At 53.1% G+C, this 18,735-nt stretch carries 20 protein-coding genes and 1 pseudogene; 8 read left to right on the top strand and 13 right to left on the bottom strand.

Features of this window, described 5'->3' with window-relative positions; translation table 11 throughout:
- Positions 1-91 precede the first annotated feature (91 nt).
- Both POTG_RS12575 and POTG_RS12570 read left to right on the top strand, forming a co-directional pair.
- Positions 92-724 (top strand): GNAT family N-acetyltransferase, encoded by a 633-nt coding sequence (locus tag POTG_RS12575; RefSeq protein ID WP_009225207.1) that lies wholly within the window; start codon positions 92-94, stop codon positions 722-724.
- Between the two features lie 28 nt (positions 725-752).
- Positions 753-1,931 carry an acetoin utilization protein AcuC gene (locus POTG_RS12570; protein WP_009225206.1) on the top strand — a complete coding sequence of 393 codons (1,179 nt, stop codon included), beginning with the start codon at positions 753-755 and terminating at the stop codon, positions 1,929-1,931.
- A 36-nt stretch (positions 1,932-1,967) separates the two neighbouring features.
- Here the strand turns inward: POTG_RS12570 and POTG_RS12565 are convergent, their stop codons facing one another.
- The 4 genes from POTG_RS12565 to POTG_RS12550 all read right to left on the bottom strand — a co-directional run bounded on the left by POTG_RS12565 (position 1,968) and on the right by POTG_RS12550 (position 4,896).
- Positions 1,968-2,687 carry a 5'-methylthioadenosine/adenosylhomocysteine nucleosidase gene (locus tag POTG_RS12565; RefSeq protein WP_009225205.1) on the bottom strand — a complete coding sequence of 240 codons (720 nt, stop codon included), beginning with the start codon at positions 2,685-2,687 and terminating at the stop codon, positions 1,968-1,970.
- A gap of 183 nt (positions 2,688-2,870) precedes the next feature.
- On the bottom strand, positions 2,871-3,875 hold the full coding sequence (gene ccpA, locus POTG_RS12560; RefSeq protein ID WP_009225204.1) for a catabolite control protein A: 1,005 nt from the start codon (positions 3,873-3,875) through the stop codon (positions 2,871-2,873).
- 113 nt (positions 3,876-3,988) lie between these two features.
- Positions 3,989-4,330, bottom strand: a complete 342-nt coding sequence (ytxJ, locus tag POTG_RS12555) for a bacillithiol system redox-active protein YtxJ (protein ID WP_009225203.1) — start codon at positions 4,328-4,330, stop codon at positions 3,989-3,991.
- 122 nt (positions 4,331-4,452) lie between these two features.
- Positions 4,453-4,896 (bottom strand): hypothetical protein, encoded by a 444-nt coding sequence (locus POTG_RS12550; RefSeq protein WP_009225202.1) that lies wholly within the window; start codon positions 4,894-4,896, stop codon positions 4,453-4,455.
- Between the two features lie 347 nt (positions 4,897-5,243).
- On the opposite strand from POTG_RS12550, the gene POTG_RS12545 reads away from it, so the two are divergent.
- Together POTG_RS12545 and POTG_RS23890 are read left to right on the top strand one after the other, a co-directional pair.
- Entirely contained in the window at positions 5,244-5,771 is a 528-nt protein-coding gene (locus tag POTG_RS12545; RefSeq protein ID WP_036645242.1) for a type 1 glutamine amidotransferase domain-containing protein, read from the top strand.
- Positions 5,772-6,290: 519 nt separating this feature from the next.
- Entirely contained in the window at positions 6,291-6,431 is a 141-nt protein-coding gene (locus tag POTG_RS23890) for a hypothetical protein (RefSeq protein WP_157273436.1), read from the top strand.
- A 56-nt stretch (positions 6,432-6,487) separates the two neighbouring features.
- On the opposite strand, the gene ptsP is transcribed toward POTG_RS23890, so the two are convergent.
- The 6 genes from ptsP to POTG_RS12515 form a co-directional block, all read right to left on the bottom strand.
- On the bottom strand, positions 6,488-8,230 hold the full coding sequence (ptsP, locus tag POTG_RS12540; protein WP_009225200.1) for a phosphoenolpyruvate--protein phosphotransferase: 1,743 nt from the start codon (positions 8,228-8,230) through the stop codon (positions 6,488-6,490).
- 188 nt (positions 8,231-8,418) lie between these two features.
- Entirely contained in the window at positions 8,419-8,847 is a 429-nt protein-coding gene (locus POTG_RS12535) for a CoA-binding protein (protein ID WP_009225199.1), read from the bottom strand.
- A 59-nt stretch (positions 8,848-8,906) separates the two neighbouring features.
- On the bottom strand, positions 8,907-10,199 hold the full coding sequence (gene aroA, locus POTG_RS12530; protein WP_009225198.1) for a 3-phosphoshikimate 1-carboxyvinyltransferase: 1,293 nt from the start codon (positions 10,197-10,199) through the stop codon (positions 8,907-8,909).
- A gap of 30 nt (positions 10,200-10,229) precedes the next feature.
- Positions 10,230-10,739, bottom strand: a complete 510-nt coding sequence (locus POTG_RS12525) for a shikimate kinase (protein WP_009225197.1) — start codon at positions 10,737-10,739, stop codon at positions 10,230-10,232.
- Positions 10,740-10,893: 154 nt separating this feature from the next.
- Positions 10,894-12,303 carry an NADP-dependent phosphogluconate dehydrogenase gene (gene gndA, locus POTG_RS12520; RefSeq protein WP_028539940.1) on the bottom strand — a complete coding sequence of 470 codons (1,410 nt, stop codon included), beginning with the start codon at positions 12,301-12,303 and terminating at the stop codon, positions 10,894-10,896.
- A gap of 173 nt (positions 12,304-12,476) precedes the next feature.
- Positions 12,477-13,073, bottom strand: a complete 597-nt coding sequence (locus POTG_RS12515) for a hypothetical protein (RefSeq protein WP_009225195.1) — start codon at positions 13,071-13,073, stop codon at positions 12,477-12,479.
- Positions 13,074-13,248: 175 nt separating this feature from the next.
- Between POTG_RS12515 and POTG_RS12510 the strand changes: the two genes are divergently transcribed.
- A complete protein-coding gene (locus POTG_RS12510; protein ID WP_009225194.1) occupies positions 13,249-13,872 on the top strand; it encodes a YktB family protein in 624 nt (207 codons plus the stop codon).
- 251 nt (positions 13,873-14,123) lie between these two features.
- Here the strand turns inward: POTG_RS12510 and POTG_RS12505 are convergent, their stop codons facing one another.
- Positions 14,124-15,389, bottom strand: a complete 1,266-nt coding sequence (locus tag POTG_RS12505) for an MFS transporter (protein WP_009225193.1) — start codon at positions 15,387-15,389, stop codon at positions 14,124-14,126.
- A gap of 187 nt (positions 15,390-15,576) precedes the next feature.
- Between POTG_RS12505 and POTG_RS12500 the strand changes: the two genes are divergently transcribed.
- From POTG_RS12500 to POTG_RS25375, 3 genes are read left to right on the top strand one after another with little or no spacing between them, the layout of a single operon-like run.
- A complete protein-coding gene (locus POTG_RS12500; RefSeq protein ID WP_009225192.1) occupies positions 15,577-17,052 on the top strand; it encodes an aminotransferase class I/II-fold pyridoxal phosphate-dependent enzyme in 1,476 nt (491 codons plus the stop codon).
- A gap of 41 nt (positions 17,053-17,093) precedes the next feature.
- A complete protein-coding gene (locus POTG_RS25380; RefSeq protein ID WP_157273435.1) occupies positions 17,094-17,342 on the top strand; it encodes a DDE-type integrase/transposase/recombinase in 249 nt (82 codons plus the stop codon).
- The gene (locus POTG_RS25375; protein WP_083791499.1) at positions 17,330-17,536 is read left to right on the top strand and encodes an IS3 family transposase; all 207 of its coding nucleotides are present in this window, start codon (positions 17,330-17,332) and stop codon (positions 17,534-17,536) included. Before POTG_RS25380 ends, POTG_RS25375 begins: the two co-directional genes overlap by 13 nt.
- A 154-nt stretch (positions 17,537-17,690) precedes the next feature.
- Here POTG_RS25375 and POTG_RS12495 read toward each other — a convergent pair whose 3' ends face one another.
- Both POTG_RS12495 and POTG_RS12490 read right to left on the bottom strand, forming a co-directional pair.
- Positions 17,691-17,981, bottom strand: coding sequence for a hypothetical protein (locus POTG_RS12495; protein ID WP_036645237.1), 291 nt, complete (start codon positions 17,979-17,981; stop codon positions 17,691-17,693).
- Between the two features lie 4 nt (positions 17,982-17,985).
- Positions 17,986-18,735: pseudogene (locus POTG_RS12490) on the bottom strand (hypothetical protein); the annotation flags it as partial.

Here is an 18,735-nt window from a genome sequence, read left to right as displayed (position 1 = left end):
ATTATAGCACACGTTTTCGCGCACAGGCTACACTTTTCATTTTTTCTTTTTTCTGTTATAAGTGAGGGGAACGAGCAAAGGAGGCGGTTCCATGGAACATAAAAAAACGTATATCCGCCACACCCTGCCCCATCAGCAACGTGAGATTGTTGTGGAAGGACCCGTATCCCCTTCCCATCTCCAAACCTTAAAAATGCATCCCGATCTGGACGCATTCCGCAAGCCTGCAGATCAACATGCCGCGCTGGTGGAAATTGCCGGACTTCCAGAGGGACGTATCATCCTGGCCCGGGAGGATTCGACCATTGTAGGATACGTCACCTTTCACTATCCCGACGAGATGGAGAGGTGGTCCCAGGGCAATATGCCCGACCTGATCGAGCTGGGAGCCATCGAAGTGGCCGACGACTATCGGTCGCTCGGAATCGGATCGAAAATGATCCGCACGGCATTTGAAGACGAACAGATGGAGAAATACATCGTCTTTACGACCGAATATTATTGGCATTGGGATTTGAAAAACAGCGGGCTATCCGTATGGGAATACCGCAGCATGATGGAACGGCTGATGAAGACGGTCGACATGGTCTGGTATGCTACCGACGACCCGGAAATTTGCTCCCATCCGGCTAACTGCCTGATGGTGCGGATCGGTAAGGAGGTTCCTTTGTCCTCCGAGGAGCAGTTTGACCGGATTCGTTTTCAGCAGCGTTTCATGTACTGACAGTTAAAAAGGAAGGCGTGATGAATCCATGCCTGGAAGCGCTTTATTTGTCCACCATGAACAGGCGATGAACTACCGGTTTCACGACGGCCATCCTTTCCATCCGATCCGGCTGGAATTGACGATGGACTTGCTGCAGGATCTGGGCGCGCTAACGCCGCAGCAAATGCACCTGTCGCGCCCGGCAACCGACGAGGAATTGCTATGGATCCATCAGCCGGCGTACGTTGAAGCGGTTAAGCAGCTGAGCCGCCCGAATCCTGAGGCGGACTGGATCACGCGCGGCGAGCAGTTCGGGCTGTTGGACGAGGATACGCCGTATTTTCCCGGCATGCATGAAGCGGCAACCTGGGTCGTCGGAGGAACGATTACAGCCGTAGAGACCGTGCTCTCCGGCTCCACAACCCACGCCCTGCACCTCGGCGGCGGCCTGCATCACGCCCTGTCGGCTAAAGCCGCCGGCTTCTGCGTCTACAACGATGCTGCAGTGGCTATTGACTATGCCCGCCGCAAGTACGGCGCACGCGTCCTGTACGTCGATACGGACGTCCACCACGGAGACGGGGTGCAGTGGAGCTTCTATTCAGACCCCGATGTTTGCACTTATTCCATCCATGAGACGGGAAAATATTTATTCCCAGGCACCGGCTTCCTGCCGGAGCGCGGCGAGCATCAAGGCTATGGCGCCTGCATGAATCTGCCGCTCCAGCCTTATACGGAAGACGCCTCCTGGATGGAATGCTTCGAGGAGTCGATCCGGCGATTAGCCGCGCATTTCCGGCCGGATGTGATCGTCAGCCTGCACGGCTGCGATGCCCACGCGCTGGACCCGCTGTCGCATATGCACTGTAGCATGGCGATCTACCGCGATATGCCGGCGATCCTGCACGAGCTGGCCCATACGTATTGCGAGGGACGCTGGGTTGCGATGGGCGGCGGCGGTTATGATTTATGGCGGGTCGTCCCGCGGGCGTGGAGCTTGCTGTGGCTGGAGATGAGCGATCATCCGTTGATCGCTTCCCTGCGCCGCAACCCGCTGCTTCCGCTGCCGCAAGCCTGGATCGACCACTGGCAGCCGCAGACCCCGTTCCAGCTTCCTGCCGCTTGGCTTGACGACCTGTCCCATTGGGAGGGCATCCCCCGCCGGGCGGAAATTACAGCAAAAAACCGCGAGAGTCTCGCGGTCGCTTTACAGGATTATCCCTAATACTCAGGTGGGGCTGGCTGAACCCCGCCTGAGTTTTTATTTTTTCAGCTCACCCACATGCTGGACCATGTCATTGAGAATAGCAAACGAACGCTGGGCCGCCAGCGCGGTAAACTCAGCAAAATTCACATCCGCAGAGCCGTCCGCCTTGTCCGAAATGGAGCGGAGTACAATAAACGGCACCCCGTTCCGTTGGCATACCTGGGCGAGCGCCGCCCCTTCCATTTCGACGCAAGCGCCGTCCAGCTCCCCGTATAGAACCGAGCTAACAAATTCCGGATCCGCGATAAACTGGTCGCCGGACAGCACCCGTCCGACCCGATATTGATGGTCCGTGCACTGTCGGGCGCAGGCCTGATCTGCCAAGCGGATGAGCCCGGGGTCAGCCGGAAAGTCGGAGACGTCCTGGTACGGCGTAATGCCGCGCGCAAAGCCCAGCGGCCGCACGTCCATATCGTGCTGCTGGCAAGTTGAAGAGATGACGATGTCACCTACGTTCAGCTCGGGATGCACTGCTCCAGCCACCCCGGTAAACCAGATCGTATCCGCTCCAAAACGGTCGATCAGGACTTGCGTTGTGGCTGCGGCATTCACTTTGCCGACGCCGGATTTACACACCACCACGTCCTGCCCATGGAGTACGCCCTTGACGAAACGTGCCCCAGCCGCGTCAACCGCCTCCTGGTGCTCCACCTTTTCGAGCAGCAACGCAATTTCTTCATCCATGGCCCCCATCAGGCCAATCGTATTGTACATGGTTCATTACTCCCTCCGATACTCCCGTTCATCCGTGCGGACAAGTTGTATCGCCCTGTATTTCCTCAAAATGCTCAAAAAAGCTCCTTATGCAAGGAGCTTTTTGTCCGTTGTTAACCTTTTTCATATATATCTATGTGTTACATATCTCTCTAAGCCGAAACACCTATAGCAACCGAAGCCTTACAGGTGGCTAACAGACAAGCGTAAGATCGTCTCGTGCGGCAAAATCACCCGAGGGTTCTCAACCGTTTCCTTCTTCATCAGCTTCGTCAGTAAACGCATCGCTACCGCACCAAGGTCGTACATCGGCTGAGCGACCGTCGTCAGCTGAGGACGCACCATCGAAGCCATACGGATGTTATCCACGCTGATGATCGAGAAATCATCCGGCACCTTCAAGCCTTCGTCCTGAATGCTGTGGATGGCGCCAATCGCCATTTCATCCGTTGCGGCGAAGATCGCTGTCGGCCGTTTCTTCAGCCCCAGGAAATACTTCATCGCTTCCACGCCGGATTCATAACGATAGTTGCCGATCCGCACCAGATCCTCTTGGTACCGAATGCCCGCTGTTTCCAACGCACGCTTGTACCCCTGGAATCTGGCATAGCCGTTCGCCGGATCCTGCAACGTTCCGCTAATCATCGCGATTTCGCGGTGCCCATGGCGGATCAGCGTGCTAACTGCGTCAAACGCTGCGGCTTCATGATCAATATCCACGGATGGATATTGGCCGTTCTCGTCACTCGTTGCGCACAGCACAATGGGTACCGCAGACGTCTGGAACGCTTGAATATGCTCCTCCGTTACGGTTCCGCCCATGAACAGGAGCCCGTCCACTTGCTTCTCGAGCAAGGTGTTGATGACGCGAATCTCCTTCTCTTTCCGTTTGTCGGCATTACACAAAATAATGTTATAGTGATACATGTTCGCAATATCTTCGATGCCCCGAGCGATTTCTGCAAAAATCGAATTCGAAATATCGGGGATAACCACGCCTACAGTGGTGGTCTTCTTGCTGGCAAGCCCCCTGGCTACGGCATTGGGCCGGTAGCCTAACCGTTCTATCGCTTCGTAAACCTTTTTCCGGGTCTGCGGTTTCACATTCGGATTGTTATTGACAACCCGGGAAACCGTGGCCATCGAGACGCCTGCTTCACGTGCCACATCATAAATGGTAACCGTCACATTCTTCTCTCCATTGCCAATAGATTTTCACTCATTCATCCGGTAAAGATCCAGAGCTTCAATTAAATTTATGATACGACAAAATACTACTTAATGCAATGATAACGCTTCACTCAGCGCAAAATCTCTTCCAACGCCGACTTCGTGATCTTGGAATGGGACGTGTGCCAAACGGCTTGTCCATCTTTAATCAGGATCGCTTGTGGGGATTCATGCTTGACGCCAAGCCGCTCGGCTGCCTCGTTAGATACGTCTCGGTTCTCGATGACGTAAATCAGCCCGTATGTAACGTCTTCGCGCGGAGTCCCGTTTAAATAAGCCTCCGCTTCCTTATGCGCCCCGGCACTGATCGGGCAGCGGGTACTGTGCTTGAATAGCAACAACGGCTGGTTTGAGGAGCGTTCCAAAGCATCGTTCAGCTCCTGGATCGATTGTATTCTCATCCATTTGGACATGACAACTCATCCCTTTTTGTTCGAATAAGAATCTCCAGATGTTCTGTTGATATCTTAACAAAAAGAGAAATGAAAATACAACTTTTATTTACAAAATGATTTGCAAAAATCGAGTAAAATCGTCAATTAGCCTTGGAAAGTTGTCGATTCTTGACATATTTAGACAATTGGGATAGACGTTTGGAGATTTCGTTCATCCAGTCCAGATCGCCCAGGTTCTTGGCTCCGCCGTACAGATCCAGCAGCATGTTGATTCGTTCTTCGCATTGCTGCTCCAGCAGACCTTCAAAGGATTCGTTATCCGTCCCGTCCCACTGACGATAGATGCTGAAGATCAAGTCAGCCAGCTCGTTCCGCTCGGTAAAATAAATGCGGCCGCTCGGCGGCTCCTTCTTGAGCTCGGTCAGCAGGTCCGTCAAATTCGACTTCACCTCGGGAAGCACCTCGTAGAAGTCGCAGTCTTCACACTCGTAAATTGGAACGCGCTCGATTTCATAGATTCCTTCAAAAATGACCAGCCTGAAGCCCAGGTTCATCATTTTCCCGCACTGACAGTGCTTACGCACAGTACCACCTCATCTTAGTCCTCTGCATTTTTAGTTCCGATGATTTTGTTAGATATAAGTAAGCCCTTCGTATCGGAGCCTCCGCTGCCTTAGATTGCTAGAATATTCCACACCGCTCTTTGCAGCTCGTGACTTTTGACGTGCACCGATAGACGTTTTTGATAGGATATGGTTCTTATTCGACCCGTCTGCGAGAATCTCCTTCTGTTAGCAAAAAGTACTTTAAATTGCCATATTTGGAAGGCTTTCAGAAGCCGCCGGGCATAGGAATAGTCATCATTTTTGATACAATTAAAATATTGAATCGAATTTTCGTCAAGTACCATAAAAGACAGGAGGAGTTGGATTTGAGATTAATTGGCAAAAAGATCGTTGCCTTAGTAGATGAAGAGTTCGAGGATTTGGAGCTATGGTACCCTATTTACCGCGTTCGCGAAGAGGGAGCGGAGGTGCATTTGGCCGGCCCGGTGAAAGGCAAAAAATACATCGGCAAATATGGCGTCCCCGCCGAAGCGGAATTTGCCTTCGAGGAAATCGATGCCAGCGCATATGACGGGATTCTTGTCCCCGGCGGCTGGGCGCCGGACAAGCTTCGCCGCTACGACAAGGTGCTCCAGCTCGTCCGCGAGCTGCACCAAGCGAAGAAGCCGATCGGGCAAATCTGCCACGCCGGCTGGGTGCTCATCTCCGCCGGGATCTTGAAAGGCGTGACCGTAACGTCCACGCCAGGCATCCGCGACGATATGCGAAACGCTGGCGCGATTTGGGTCGACGAGCCCGTCGTCGTGGACGGACACATCATCTCAGCGCGCCGCCCGCCGGACTTGCCGGCTTACGGCAAAGCGTTCGTGGATGCGGTGGTGAGGCAGCGGTAACGGTGTGTGTGAGGCAGTGAGTGAGCGGGTGCGGTGTGAGGTAGAAGCGTGTGGTGCGGTGCGGTGTGCGGTGACGGCGTACGGGAGCCACGTGCGCTAACGGTGCGCCGAAGTGGCGTGTAGATGCCGTGTGTGGAACGGCGTGCGGTGCGGTGAGCGGTAGTGGCGTGCGGCAGTGATGTGCCGCTCCCCGCCGGCACCCTACTATGGTTAAGCAGTTGGGAGCTGTGGCACCAAGCACGGAGCAGCAGCTAGTGGCGGAAGGATACTGCAACTAACCTTCGCCTGCAACTAACCTTCGCCTGCTTCCGCCAAGTGTAAAAGTGCAGTCTAATCCCTTCGAACTTCCCGAATTTCGAGATTCAAATGCAAAAGTGCAGTTCAGATCGGCTTAAAAGCTCATATTAGGCCCGATTTCCTCAATATCTACTGCACTTTTGCATTTCAACTAGCCGTTCGGGGCATGTTCGACAAAAACCGCCTGCACTTTTACATCTCAGCGAGGGAAGTTAGTGCGGAGTGAGTGCGAAGCTAGTGCAAACAAGCGAATCGAGCGCGAAACGAGCACGATGCGAGCAGAGCCAGCGCAAAGCGAGCGAAGCCATCGCCGAAGCGAGCGCGAAGCATTGCAGCGCAACCGCACGCCAAGGCGCAGCATAAACAAAACAAGGCCGTCCCTGGTGTCGATCCTGACCCGAAGGGACGGCCTGTATTGTTTATTTGCCCAAACGCTCTTGCTCCAGCTCGTGCGCGTAGCGGACCAGCTCGGCTTCGACCTGATCGCTGGTCGGTAAGCGGTAGCAGGCTGCGCCCACTTCTTTGCTCTCCCGCGAATCGGAGTTCAAGATGCGGTGCTTCACCCGCAGCAGCGCCTGCGGCGACATGCTTAGATCGGTGACGCCAAGGTACAACCATAACGGCACCGCTTTCTCGTCCCCGGCCATTTCGCCGCAGACGCTCACGGTGATCCCGGCATCCTTGGCCGCTTGTACCGTTTGACGCAGCAGTCGCAAGACGGCCGGATGGAACGGATGATACATGTGGGCGATCTGCTCGTTCATCCGGTCAACGGCGAGCACGTACTGTACCAGATCGTTGGTGCCGATACTGAAGAAGTCCACCTCTTGGGCCAGCAGATCGGCAATCGCCGCCGCGGCCGGAATTTCAATCATAATGCCGACCTGAATATCGGGGTCGTAAGCGATTCCTCGCCGGGTTAAATCCTGCTTGGCTTCCTCCAGGATCGCATTCGCCTTGCGGATTTCCTCCAGCGAGGAGATCATCGGATACAGGATTTTCATTTTGCCGTAAGCGCTGGCGCGCAAAATAGCGGCAAGTTGAGTTTGAAACAGCTCGCGGCTATCCAAACTGATGCGGATTCCGCGATAACCCAGCACCGGGTTCTCCTCTTCCTGCAGCTCGAAATATTCCAGCTGCTTGTCGCCGCCGATGTCGAGCGTCCGGATGACGACCGGATGCGGACCTGCCTTCTCCGCGACCTGCCGGTACACTTCAAATTGCTCATCTTCCCCAGGGAAAGTGGACCGGTCCATATATAAAAATTCCGTGCGGAACAAGCCAACGCCTTCCGCGCCGTGCTTTAAAGCCAGCTCCAAGTCCTTCACGGAGCTGATATTGCCGGCGAGCCGCATGCGTACGCCGTCCTTGGTCACCGCTTCCACTGCAGCCAGCAGCTGCAGCTGTTCTTTGCGGCGGCGCTGCTTCTCCGCCAGCTCCGTATACCGGGCGATGATCTCCGGCTCTGGATTCAGATATACGCATCCTTCGTCGCCGTCGATCACCAGCAGATCGCCCGTTTGTAACGGCTCGGTCAGCTTGTTCTCCAGCCCCGACACAAGCGGAATGCCAAGGGCCCGCGCCATGATCGCCGAGTGCGACGTTTTCCCGCCGGCCATCGTGACCATACCCAAGACGTTGTCCGGGTTCAAATGGACCAATTGGGAGGGGGAAAGCTCCTTCGCCACCAAAATATACGGCTGCGTATCCGCCGGCAAGGTGATGTCCGGCGTCCCCAGCAGATGCTTCAGCAGGCGATTGCCGACATCCTTGATGTCGAGCGCCCGTTCTTTCATATATTCGTCATCCAGCAGGTCAAACATCGTGACAAAATGATCGATCGCTTCCTTGACGGCGACCTCCGCCGCCTTGTATTGGCGTTCGATAATCCCCTGGATCTCGCTCATAAATACGGGATCCTCCAGGATCGCCAGATGGGCATCAAAGATACCGGATTCCTCCGCACCCACCGTCTCCTTAATCTCGTTCTTCATCACTTCGATTTCGGTTTTGGACGTGCGAATACCTTCGTACAACCGCTCGAATTCCTTGGCGAGATCCACCTTCTCCATTCGGCGATCCGGTACGTCCCATTCCCAGGCGGGCAGCACAAAAGCTTTGCCGATGGCGACTCCCCCTGCTGCTCCGATCCCCTGTATCATGTAGTGACCCCCTAGTCCTGCTTGTAAGTTCCTAACCCAAGGCACTGTTCATTCTTGAACTTTCTCTATAGGATGCCCTCTATCTATTTCATTATGGTAATCCTAGCCCCTTAAATTTGTCAAAGAAAAAACGCGCAGCCCAAAAAGGGCCCTCCGAACTCGGACGGGTCCTCTTGGATAGGCTTAGCTTAACTGCGTTTTCCGATCAGAATGCTATCTTCGACCTTGATGCAGCGGTCCATAATGACGGTCAGTCCGCCTTTCGAGGCGATCTCATAAGCTTCTTCGCTGAAGATCCCCAGCTGCAGCCAAAGTACGCGGGCCCCGATCTTCACTGCTTCCTCCGCGACCGGCGGCGTCTGCTCACTGCGGCGGAATACGTTGACAATATCAACCGGCTCCGGGATATCCGACAAGCTCGGGTATACCTTCTCCCCCAGAATTTCACCGCTGACCATCGGATTCACCGGGATAATGCGGTAACCATTCTGCTGTAATGCTTGAGCAACCATATACGAAGTCCGGTCAGGTTTGTCTGACAGACCCACGACGGCAATGTTACCGGCGTTTAACAGAATCTCCTTGATTTCCTCACGGCTTGGATTCGCAAATGCCATTTTGGCCATCCTCCTTTGTCGGCGCCGGCCCAGCCAGCGCCTTGCCTCTTAGTTCAAGTTTATTCTACCCGTTCGATAGATGCACCAAGCGAAGTGATGTGATCAAAAAATTGCGGATACGATTTCGCCACATGATGCGCATCCTTAATCACCAGCGGCTCCCGGCAGCGAAGGCCTACGACGGTCAACGCCATAATGACGCGATGGTCATAATGCGCATTGATTGTCACGCCGCCTTCGAGGCCTGACGGACGCCCGTGTACGATAATTTCCGACTGGCGTTCTTCGACGTTCGCGCCGGCTTTTTTCAACTCGGTCAAAAAGTCGGTGATCCGGTCGCATTCCTTGTAGCGTAAATTTTCCACGTTATAGAAACGGGACGTCCCATCGGCGAACACCGCAGCCGCTACCATCGCCAGCACAGCGTCGGTTGCCGCGTCGCCGTCAAATTCCACCGGCCGCAGACGGCCATTCCCTTGAACGTGCACCGTACCGTCCTGATGCGTCAGCGGCACGTCCATCATCTGCAGCACGTCCACCACGGCACGCTCGCCCTGCTTGCTGTGCTCCGCCAGCCGGTGAACCTTCACGTCCGACTTCGTCACGGCTGCCGCAGCCAAAATCGCCGCCGAGCCGGGATAGTCGCCCTGCACGGTATACGTCTTCGCCTGATAGCTTTGCCGTCCTGGCACGCGGAAATGCATATAATCGTCGCTGGCATGGATCACGATCCCGGCTTGCTCCAGCACTTCCAGCGTTTGCCCTACAACGACCTTCGATTTCAGATCGTTGAGCACCTCGATTTCGCTGTCTTCATCAAGCAGCGGCGTCAGGAACAGCAAAGCGCTCAGGTACTGCGAGCTGACCGATCCGGATACGCGGATCTTCCCGCCCTTTGGCGCGCCGCCGCGAATGGTAATCGGCAATTTCCCTTCGTTATGGCTAACTTCCACTCCAAGCTGCCCCAAGGCGTCGATCAGGTCATCATGCGGCCGTTTGCCCAGCGAATCCGGATACGTGTTCACGAACGTCACCTCCGGGCAGAGCGACGCGATTGCCATCAGGAAACGGAGTACCGCCCCGGCATTCCCAACGTTCAGCTCCTTGACGTCCTTCGGCCGCCGTCCAAAGCCGGTGATGACGATCTTCTCCTCGTCCTCTTCCAGCACCGCGCCCAAATCGGCGATGCAGCGTCGCATGGCGTCGCTGTCCTCGCTGTGCGCCGGGTAATAAACCGTGCTTGTCCCTTCCGCCAAAGCCGCAACCAGCAGGTAACGGGTTGTATAGTTTTTGGAGGATAATGCTCCGATTTCGCCCTTTAACTCCGGCGTAGGCCTAACGATAACGTCCATAGTGTTCACATTCCCCTTTGTTGTGATTAATCAAGAACCGCGGTAATGCGTTAAAATTTCAGCCGCCACTTGCTCCGCGCTTTTCCCCGAAGTGTCTACGGTCAGATGGGCAAAAGCATAAGCATCCTTCCGTTCCTCCAGCAGCGCGGTGATCCGCTCCTTCGCGCCTCCGGCCAAGAGTGGCCGGCCCGGATCCTCCCCGACCCGCACGAGAATCTCGTCGGCCGTCGCTTGAAGCGCCACCACCAGACCGCCGTCCCGCATCGCCAGGCGATTCTCCTCGCGCAGTACCGCACCGCCGCCGGTGGCCAGCACAATCCCTTGCTCCTGCAGCGTTCTCCGCAGCGCCGCGGTCTCAAGATCACGGAAATAAGCTTCTCCTTCGGCCGCAAAAATATCCGGAATCGACCGCCCGGCCTCCATGGCAATCCGCTGATCGAGATCAACGAGCTTTAAGCCGGTTTCGGCGGCCAGCAGGGAGCCGACGGTTGTCTTCCCCGTTCCCATCATGCCGATGAGCACGATGTTATGATGCAACATTTTATCACCTGCTTGCTCTGCATAGATCCTCAAGGCACTCGCTCAGAGTAAACTTTTTCATATCATAACACAGGCTGTCCTATTTTCACCATGAAAAAGAAGCCGGAAGGAACGCTTTCGTCCCTCCGGCCTCGGGTTGAACCTAACCTGTAGTTTAGAACCATTGATGGTGGAAGACGCCTTCCTTGTCCACGCGTTTGAACGTGTGCGCGCCGAAGTAATCGCGTTGCGCTTGCAGCAGGTTCGCCGGCAGGCGTTCCGTACGGTAGCTGTCATAGTAGGACAGCGCGCTGGCAAAGCCAGGAACCGGAATTCCGTACGCCACGGCGGTGGAAACCACGTTGCGCCATGCGTCCTGATAGCTTTCCACGATATTTTTGAAGTAAGGGTCGAGCAGCAGGTTCTTCAGCGCCGGGTCACGGTCATACGCTTCCTTGATGTTATGCAGGAACTGGGAGCGAATGATGCAGCCGCCGCGGAAGATCATTGCGATGTTGCCATATTTCAAATCCCAGCCGTATTCTTCGGAAGCGGCGCGCATTTGCGCAAACCCTTGGGCATACGAAACGATCTTCGAAGCGAACAGCGCTTTGCGCACGTTCTCGATAAATTCCTTCTTGTCGCCGCTGAACGCCGGTTTCGCTGGTCCGCTCAGGATTTTGCTGGCGGCTACGCGCTCTTCTTTCATCGCCGAGAGGAAACGGGAGAATACCGATTCGGTGATCATCGAGAGCGGTACGCCAAGGTCGAGGGCGCTTTGGCTTGTCCATTTTCCAGTACCTTTTTGACCGGCAGCATCCAGAATCACGTCGACCATCGGTTTGCCGGTTTCTTCATCGTATTGCGAGAAGATGTCGGCGGTAATTTCGATCAGATAGCTGTCCAGCTCGCCTTTGTTCCATTCGCTGAAAATTTCGTGCAGTTCCTTGGCATCCACGCCCAGCACGTCTTTCAACAGATGATAAGCTTCGCAGATCAGCTGCATATCGCCGTATTCAATGCCGTTATGCACCATTTTTACGTAATGGCCGGCTCCGTCCGGACCAATATATGTACAGCAAGGATCGCCGTTTACTTTTGCGGAAATGGCCGTCAAAATCGGTTCAACCAGCTTATAAGCGGATTCTTGTCCACCCGGCATGATCGCAGGCCCTTTCAAAGCGCCTTCTTCACCGCCGGATACCCCGGTGCCGATGAAGCGGAATCCTTTGGCTTCCAGCTCTTTGCTGCGGCGTTGCGTATCTGGGAAGTGCGCATTGCCCCCGTCGATGATGATGTCGCCTTGATCCAGGTAAGGCAGCAGCTGTTCAATCGTAGCATCGGTCGCCGGACCAGCTTGTACCATAATTAAAATTTTACGCGGCGATTCCAACGAGTTCACGAACTCTTCAACGGAAAACGTGCCGACGAGGTTTTTCCCCTTGCCCTCGTTGTTAAGCAGGTCATGCGTCTTCTCAGGGGAACGGTTATATACGGACACAGTAAAGCCCCGGCTTTCAATATTCAGGGCCAAGTTCTTGCCCATGACGGCCAAGCCGATGACGCCGATTTGTTGTTTTGACATGGTCTCCATCCTTTGCACACTATTTTTTTCAATATTATCATTTTAACTCTTTTGTGTACAGAAGTGAACCCTGGCCGTTAGCCCAAAAAACAACCCCCAACGCCGTGGGAGCCAAGGGCTTGCCATTCGATTTTAGGTTGTGGGTATTCCTTTAGGATGAGCCGTTTCCATCATTACCATTCAAGCTGCATTAGTTCCATTCTCAGCTTGCGCAGCCGCTCTTTGCAAGCCTCCGAAGCTTCGGCATCCCCCTGTTGGATGGCCTCGAACAACCGCTCCAGCTCGGTGTCCAGCTCCTTCTGCAGCTGTGCCAGCCGCTCCTCTGCCGCTTCGGATGCAAACATCTCGGCCATTTGCGCCATGTCGACGATGGGCCCTTTTTGAAAAATAACCCGATGCTCCATCCCCGAAATTTCTACCAGCCGAATCACTTCTCCAAATAAAATGTTCTCGACTAAGATCTGACGATCCCTAATCCGTTTGACCACCGCATGACCGCGCAGGTCGCCGATCAGCTTCTCCAGCCATTCCGCCAGCTTGACATCCCGGATGACATAATCGCCTACCAGCTTGTATCCTTTGGCGAGACGCTGAAACCGCAGCTTGGTCAGCTTGCGTCCGGTGCGAACGGAGATGATGAAGAGCGATTCGTTTTCGCTCCAATATAAAGAATACCCGTCTTGGATCAAGTCGCGGATCAATTGTTGTATGTGCCGGCGGTCGAATCGGAGTTCCAGGTTGCAGTATTCCACTTCGTAACTTTTGTTCACGGCACTCCCTCCTAACGGTTTACCATATCTTATACTTCATCTTATGTAATGGAACTTGGTTTATTGATTATTTTTGCCCCGTTCAGGCCGGAGTTGCCGCGGAAAATATGATATACTAGTACCGTTGCACATCGAACCTAATCAGATCCATGCCGAAAGTTGGAGGTACTGCACGATGGCCTTTGAAGGATTTACGACACAAGATTTCGACGCCCTTACCGTCCCGGGTCTGGAGTCCCGAATGGAAGCGATTATAAGTCACATTAGACCTAAATTGGAGACGCTGGGTGCGGAGATGGCCCCCTACCTGTCCGCTTTATGCGGAGAAGAGATGTTCCCGCATGTGGCCAAGCATGCCCGCCGGACGGTGAACCCGCCGAATGACACGTGGGTCGCCTGGGCGGCCAGCAAGCGCGGGTATAAAGCGTTGCCGCATTTTCAGGTCGGGATGTTCTCCACGCACCTGTTTATCATTTTCGCCGTCATTTATGAGAGTCCCAATAAGGCCGTGTTTGCCAATTATTTAGACAAGCATGCGGCGCAAATTAAGAAGACGATCCCGGACGGGTTCTACTGGTCCCTGGATCATATGAGCCCGGACGGCACACCGCATCGGGAAGCGGATACCAAGCAGCTGAAGGCCTGGGCCGAGAAGCTGAAGACGATCAAGAAGTCCGAAGCCCTGTGCGGATTGCGGCTGGAGCGGAACGACCCGATCGTATCCGACGGAACCAAGCTGATCCGCACGGTTGAAGAGATGTTCCAAACGCTGTTGCCTTTGTATAAAGGCGCGTTTTGAGCTTGGAGCAGAAGTAACCTAACGGACACCAGAGACGCTAATGACTGTCCTAAGCGACTTCCCGTTGGCTAACGGACTGAGGAGGCCTTATTCAAGGAATAAGCAGCAATCCGGCTGCCCATGTCCCTGGATAAGGCCTCTGGTGTCCGTTACAGCGGGAAATGACCGGGAAATCGGCCAATAAGGTCACTACGGTCCGTTACACACATGGATGGCCTGCCTTCTGGCTTGCACTTCAAGCCTCCCTGACCTTATGGGTTGGGGGAGGCTTTTTGCGTGCGGACGAGGCCGAGGTGCAGGAAGAAGAGCAGCGCCATCGTGACCGCGCTGGCTAGGAACGGTGCGGCCGGGCCGAGCAGGTCCCACATTTTGCCGGAGATGATCGGCCCGACAACCATGCCGGAGCCCTGGATCGTCAGAAACAGGCCCCAGATCGTGCCTTTTTCCCCGCTTGGGATCATTTGCGCGATCATCGTATTCCATGTCGGGAGGATTAACGCATAGCTGCATCCAATTAGGATCACGAACGACCAGACCAGGGCGACCTCCCGCGTCATCGCAAACAGGCCGATCGAGAGCGCCGCCAGGGCGAAGCCGATATGCAGAAACCAACGCGTCCCCATCTTGTCGACCAGCTTGCCCACGGGGATCAACCCCAGGACGGTAATCCCGCCGCCGATGACCAGCATGGCGCTGAACGTCTCCGGCGACAAGCCCAGCTCCGTCCGGACGTACAGCGTGATGACCGGCGTCAGCAGACCGACGGCGAATGATTGCAGGAACAGCGCCGGGTATAACAGCGGACTGACGTGTAAATGCGTGCGGATATGGTGAATCGAAGCACGCAGTTGACGCCACATCCCTCCGATCTTGGCGGAGGGGGAATGGCCGGGGACGGCAGCTTTGGCCGTGCCCGCGGCGGTGGAGCCGCCCGATTTTCCCGGCAACATCAACGACACCAGCAAGACCAGCGCCAGGCATCCGAGCAGGAACCAAAAGATCGGCTGATACGAATCATTTAAGAAAAAGTTGATCAGAACAGGCCCCAACCCGGTTCCACCAAGGCTGGAAATTTGGATGACGCCCATCGCCGTCGCGAAGTTGTTATTCTCCTCCGTGACCGCAGTGATGCCCATCAAGACGCAGGGCCAGAGCGGCGCAGTCCCGATGCCGAGGAGCGCGCAGCCAAGCACGAGAAACCCCATGGAGGGAAGGAACGCGATCATCGCTACAGCGCCTAGGGTGATGAACAAACCCAAGCTCATCGTCCGGCGAAAGCCGATCCGTTCGATCAGCCAGCCTGCCGGGCTGCGAAACAGATTATCCCCGATATACTGCATCGAAAAAGACAACCCGATCGCAAACGCGCTTAGCTTCAGCACATCCCCCATATAGACCGGCAGGATGGATACGATGAGCGCCCCCTTGACGAACTCCACCAAAAACATGATAAGCCACAGGCTGGCGAACGTGGGATTCAGCAGTTTTTTCCTTGCGATGCCGCTTGTCAGTTCCACGAAAAAGCCCCCTCTCCTGGTTTCCGATCACCGGTTCTCTTACATTTTGTCCTTTTTTGTCGGCAAATTAACCCATGTTCCGTCAATTTTGCGTAAAAACCAGCGGGTTTTGCTTGCATTCCAGACGCATTTTGCTATACTCAAGCTTGTTTGAAAATTATGTAGATGAAAGGCAGGGATGGCCCGTATGGATCATCAAAGCACGCCGCTCTTCACTGCTCTCAAAAAGCATGCGGCCGGCAATCCCGTTCAGTTTCACATTCCTGGGCACAAGAAAGGGCTCGGCACCGATAAAGAATTCCGAGAATTCATCGGCGATAACGCCTTGTCTATCGACTTGATCAACATCGCCCCGCTAGATGACTTGCACCAGCCAACAGGCGTCATTCAAGAGGCGCAGAAGCTGGCCGCCGACGCCTTTGGCGCGGACTACACCTTCTTCTCGGTACAAGGGACCAGCGGAGCCATCATGACCATGATTCTATCTGTTTGCTCTCCGGGAGATAAAATTATCGTCCCGAGAAATATCCATAAATCCGTGATGTCGGCCATTATCTTCGCCGGAGCGAAGCCGGTGTTTGTCTCGCCGGCGCAAGACCCGAATTTGGGCATCGACCACGGGATCACAACGTCCTCGGTCCGCCGTGCGCTGCAGCGTCATCCCGACGCCAAGGCGGTGGTGGTAATCAACCCGACGTATTTTGGCGTTTGCGCCAACCTGAAGGAAATCGTCGATTTAGCCCACAGCTTCCATGTACCGGTGCTGGTGGATGAAGCGCATGGGGTGCATATTCATTTCCATGAGAAGCTGCCGATGTCCGCAATGCAAGCGGGCGCCGATATGGCAGCGACCAGCGTACACAAGCTGGGCGGCTCGATGACGCAAAGCTCGATTCTGAACCTGAACACGAAGAACGGGTACGTGAATCCGCAGCGCGTGCAAACGATCATCAGTATGTTGACAACGACGTCCACTTCCTATCTGCTGTTGGCTTCCCTGGATACAGCGCGCCGCAATTTGGCGCTGCACGGACGGGAAATGGCTGAACGGGCGATGGAGCTGGCCGAATATGTCCGGTCGGAAATTAACCAAATCGAAGGCTTGTACTGCTTCGGGCGGGAGATTTTAGGCGGAGAAGCAACTTATGATCATGATCCGACCAAACTGACGATCCACGTTCGCCACTTGGGGATTACCGGCTATGAGACGGAAAACTGGCTGCGCAAGCACTACAACATCGAAGTGGAGCTTAGCGACATGTACAACATCCTGTGCCTGATTACCCCAGGGGATACACAGGAGACGGCCGATATTTTGCTGACCGCGCTGCGGGAGCTGTCTAAAACCTATTATAAGGAAAATAACGCAAATGAGCTGATCGTCAAGGTCCCGGAAATCCCGCATTTGTCGTTGATCCCGCGGGATGCATTCTATGCGGATACCGAGGTCATTCCGTTTAGGGAATCGGCTGGCCGGATCATTGCTGAATTTATTTATGTGTACCCGCCGGGGATTCCGATTTTGCTTCCGGGTGAAGTCATTTCCCAGGACAACATCGACTACATCCTCGATCATGTCGAGGTCGGCTTGCCGGTAAAAGGGCCGGAGGATCGGTATATCGACAAGGTTAAGGTGATTGTTGAAGCGGATCCGATTTTTTAATTCAAATCGAGTAGGATGGGTACTATCCCCATCCTTACCCAATGTACGGAAATGGCCGCAAGGCCTATTTGAGTGCCATTGTTGACGGATATGACAACTCTGTTGTTTCATGGGTGCTCAGCCATTCCAATAACAATAAGCTTGTTATGAATACGGTAAAGAAAGCTTTTAAAAGAAACCCGAATGCTATGCCGCTCTTGCACAGTGATCGCGGCATTTTCAATATACTTCGCCGGAATACAAACAACTTCAAAAGAGATACAAGTTTACAACAAGTATGTCCCGTGTAAGTCGATGTTTGGACAACCAACCCATTGAACGATTCTGGGGTACTTTTAAAGCAGAAAGCTTTTATCTGGAAAAGTACGATACATATAACAGTCTCCTTCGTAGTGTAAGAACTTATATCCATTATTACAATAATTTTCGATACACCGAACGACTAAACGGCTTATCCCCTAACGAATATCGACGAGCAGCTTAACTAAGAAAATAATCCCCTCAGTCTTGATAACCGAGGGGATATTGAATACTGATGATTTTGTTTTTTAGTCTGTCTACTTGACAGGGAGCACTTCAGATTCCTGGCTGGCCTAAGAGAGCATACAAAGCGCTCATTCTCAATAAATTATTTTTTACTATCTACTATATTGTTTAACTATTTTACCGTCCTTTTTTGATATTAAAAAAGTAGCTATCGGCACAGATGCTTGATCAAAAAAGATTACTTTGTAGCATCGTATATGTTTACCTTCCTCAGTAACAGTATAAACTTCATTTGTTTCTACAAAATATTCTGTTTCTAAAACAGTATATTTCTCTTGAAATTCATTGAGGGCTATATCATTAGCTGTTTCTAGTGTGATGGTATTTGAACAACCTGCAAGTAAAATCGGAAATGCCAATAAGCAAAATAGAAGTCGCTGCATAAAATTAAACTCCATTAACAACTGACATACTGATATTTCCCCAATTGTTATAGTACATTTGATTGCGAGCATTTTCTAAACTGGTTGCTGCATTTTTGCTATACTGTAATCTCGAATAAGTACCATATGCTGTTGAAGTTAACCCTGCAAATAGAGATAATGCTCCACCATAATTGAGGACGATTGTAATCCACCCTGCCGGACCTGTTCCCCAACCAACTACTAGCAACACGAAAGAGGATAATGCCAAGGCCCAGCCTAATACCTCATAAAAAGTATTTGATTCCATATAATCAACTACATTTGTTTCGTAATCATCAATGTATGATCGAAAAGTATTGAAAGCAGAGGCGTTTTTGCTATCTCCTATAGTCGTACCTACATATTTAATGTACTTTTGACTTTGTGCAGACAAAGCTTGTGCTACAAAATTACCATTAGTGTACTCGTAGTTGTAGTAATTGTCATATGCGCCTGCTCTGTCTAATGCTTGAATCTTCATTTCATTTTTTAACTTATCAATTTTCATTTTCAAATCTAAAAATTGTTGCCTTGTAAAACCCTGAACTTGCTCATATTTCACATCTACTAACAATTTACTTTTTTCTTCAATATTCTTTTCTATTGCTAGAGCTTCAGTTGAGTTAATTTCAATGGGGCCGTTCTGTGATTTATCCCTAGTTCGATTTACTGAAATAGTTGTCAATTCATTTTTGTTAAATCTCAGTTCTCCTGTCTTCTGTTCTGCAAGCCC

The organism is Paenibacillus sp. oral taxon 786 str. D14 (assembly GCF_000159955.1).
GTDB lineage: Bacteria > Bacillota > Bacilli > Paenibacillales > Paenibacillaceae > Fontibacillus > Fontibacillus phoenicis.
The sequence above is the reverse complement of the archived record's forward strand: the minus strand, read 5'-3'. Positions and strand labels throughout refer to the sequence as shown.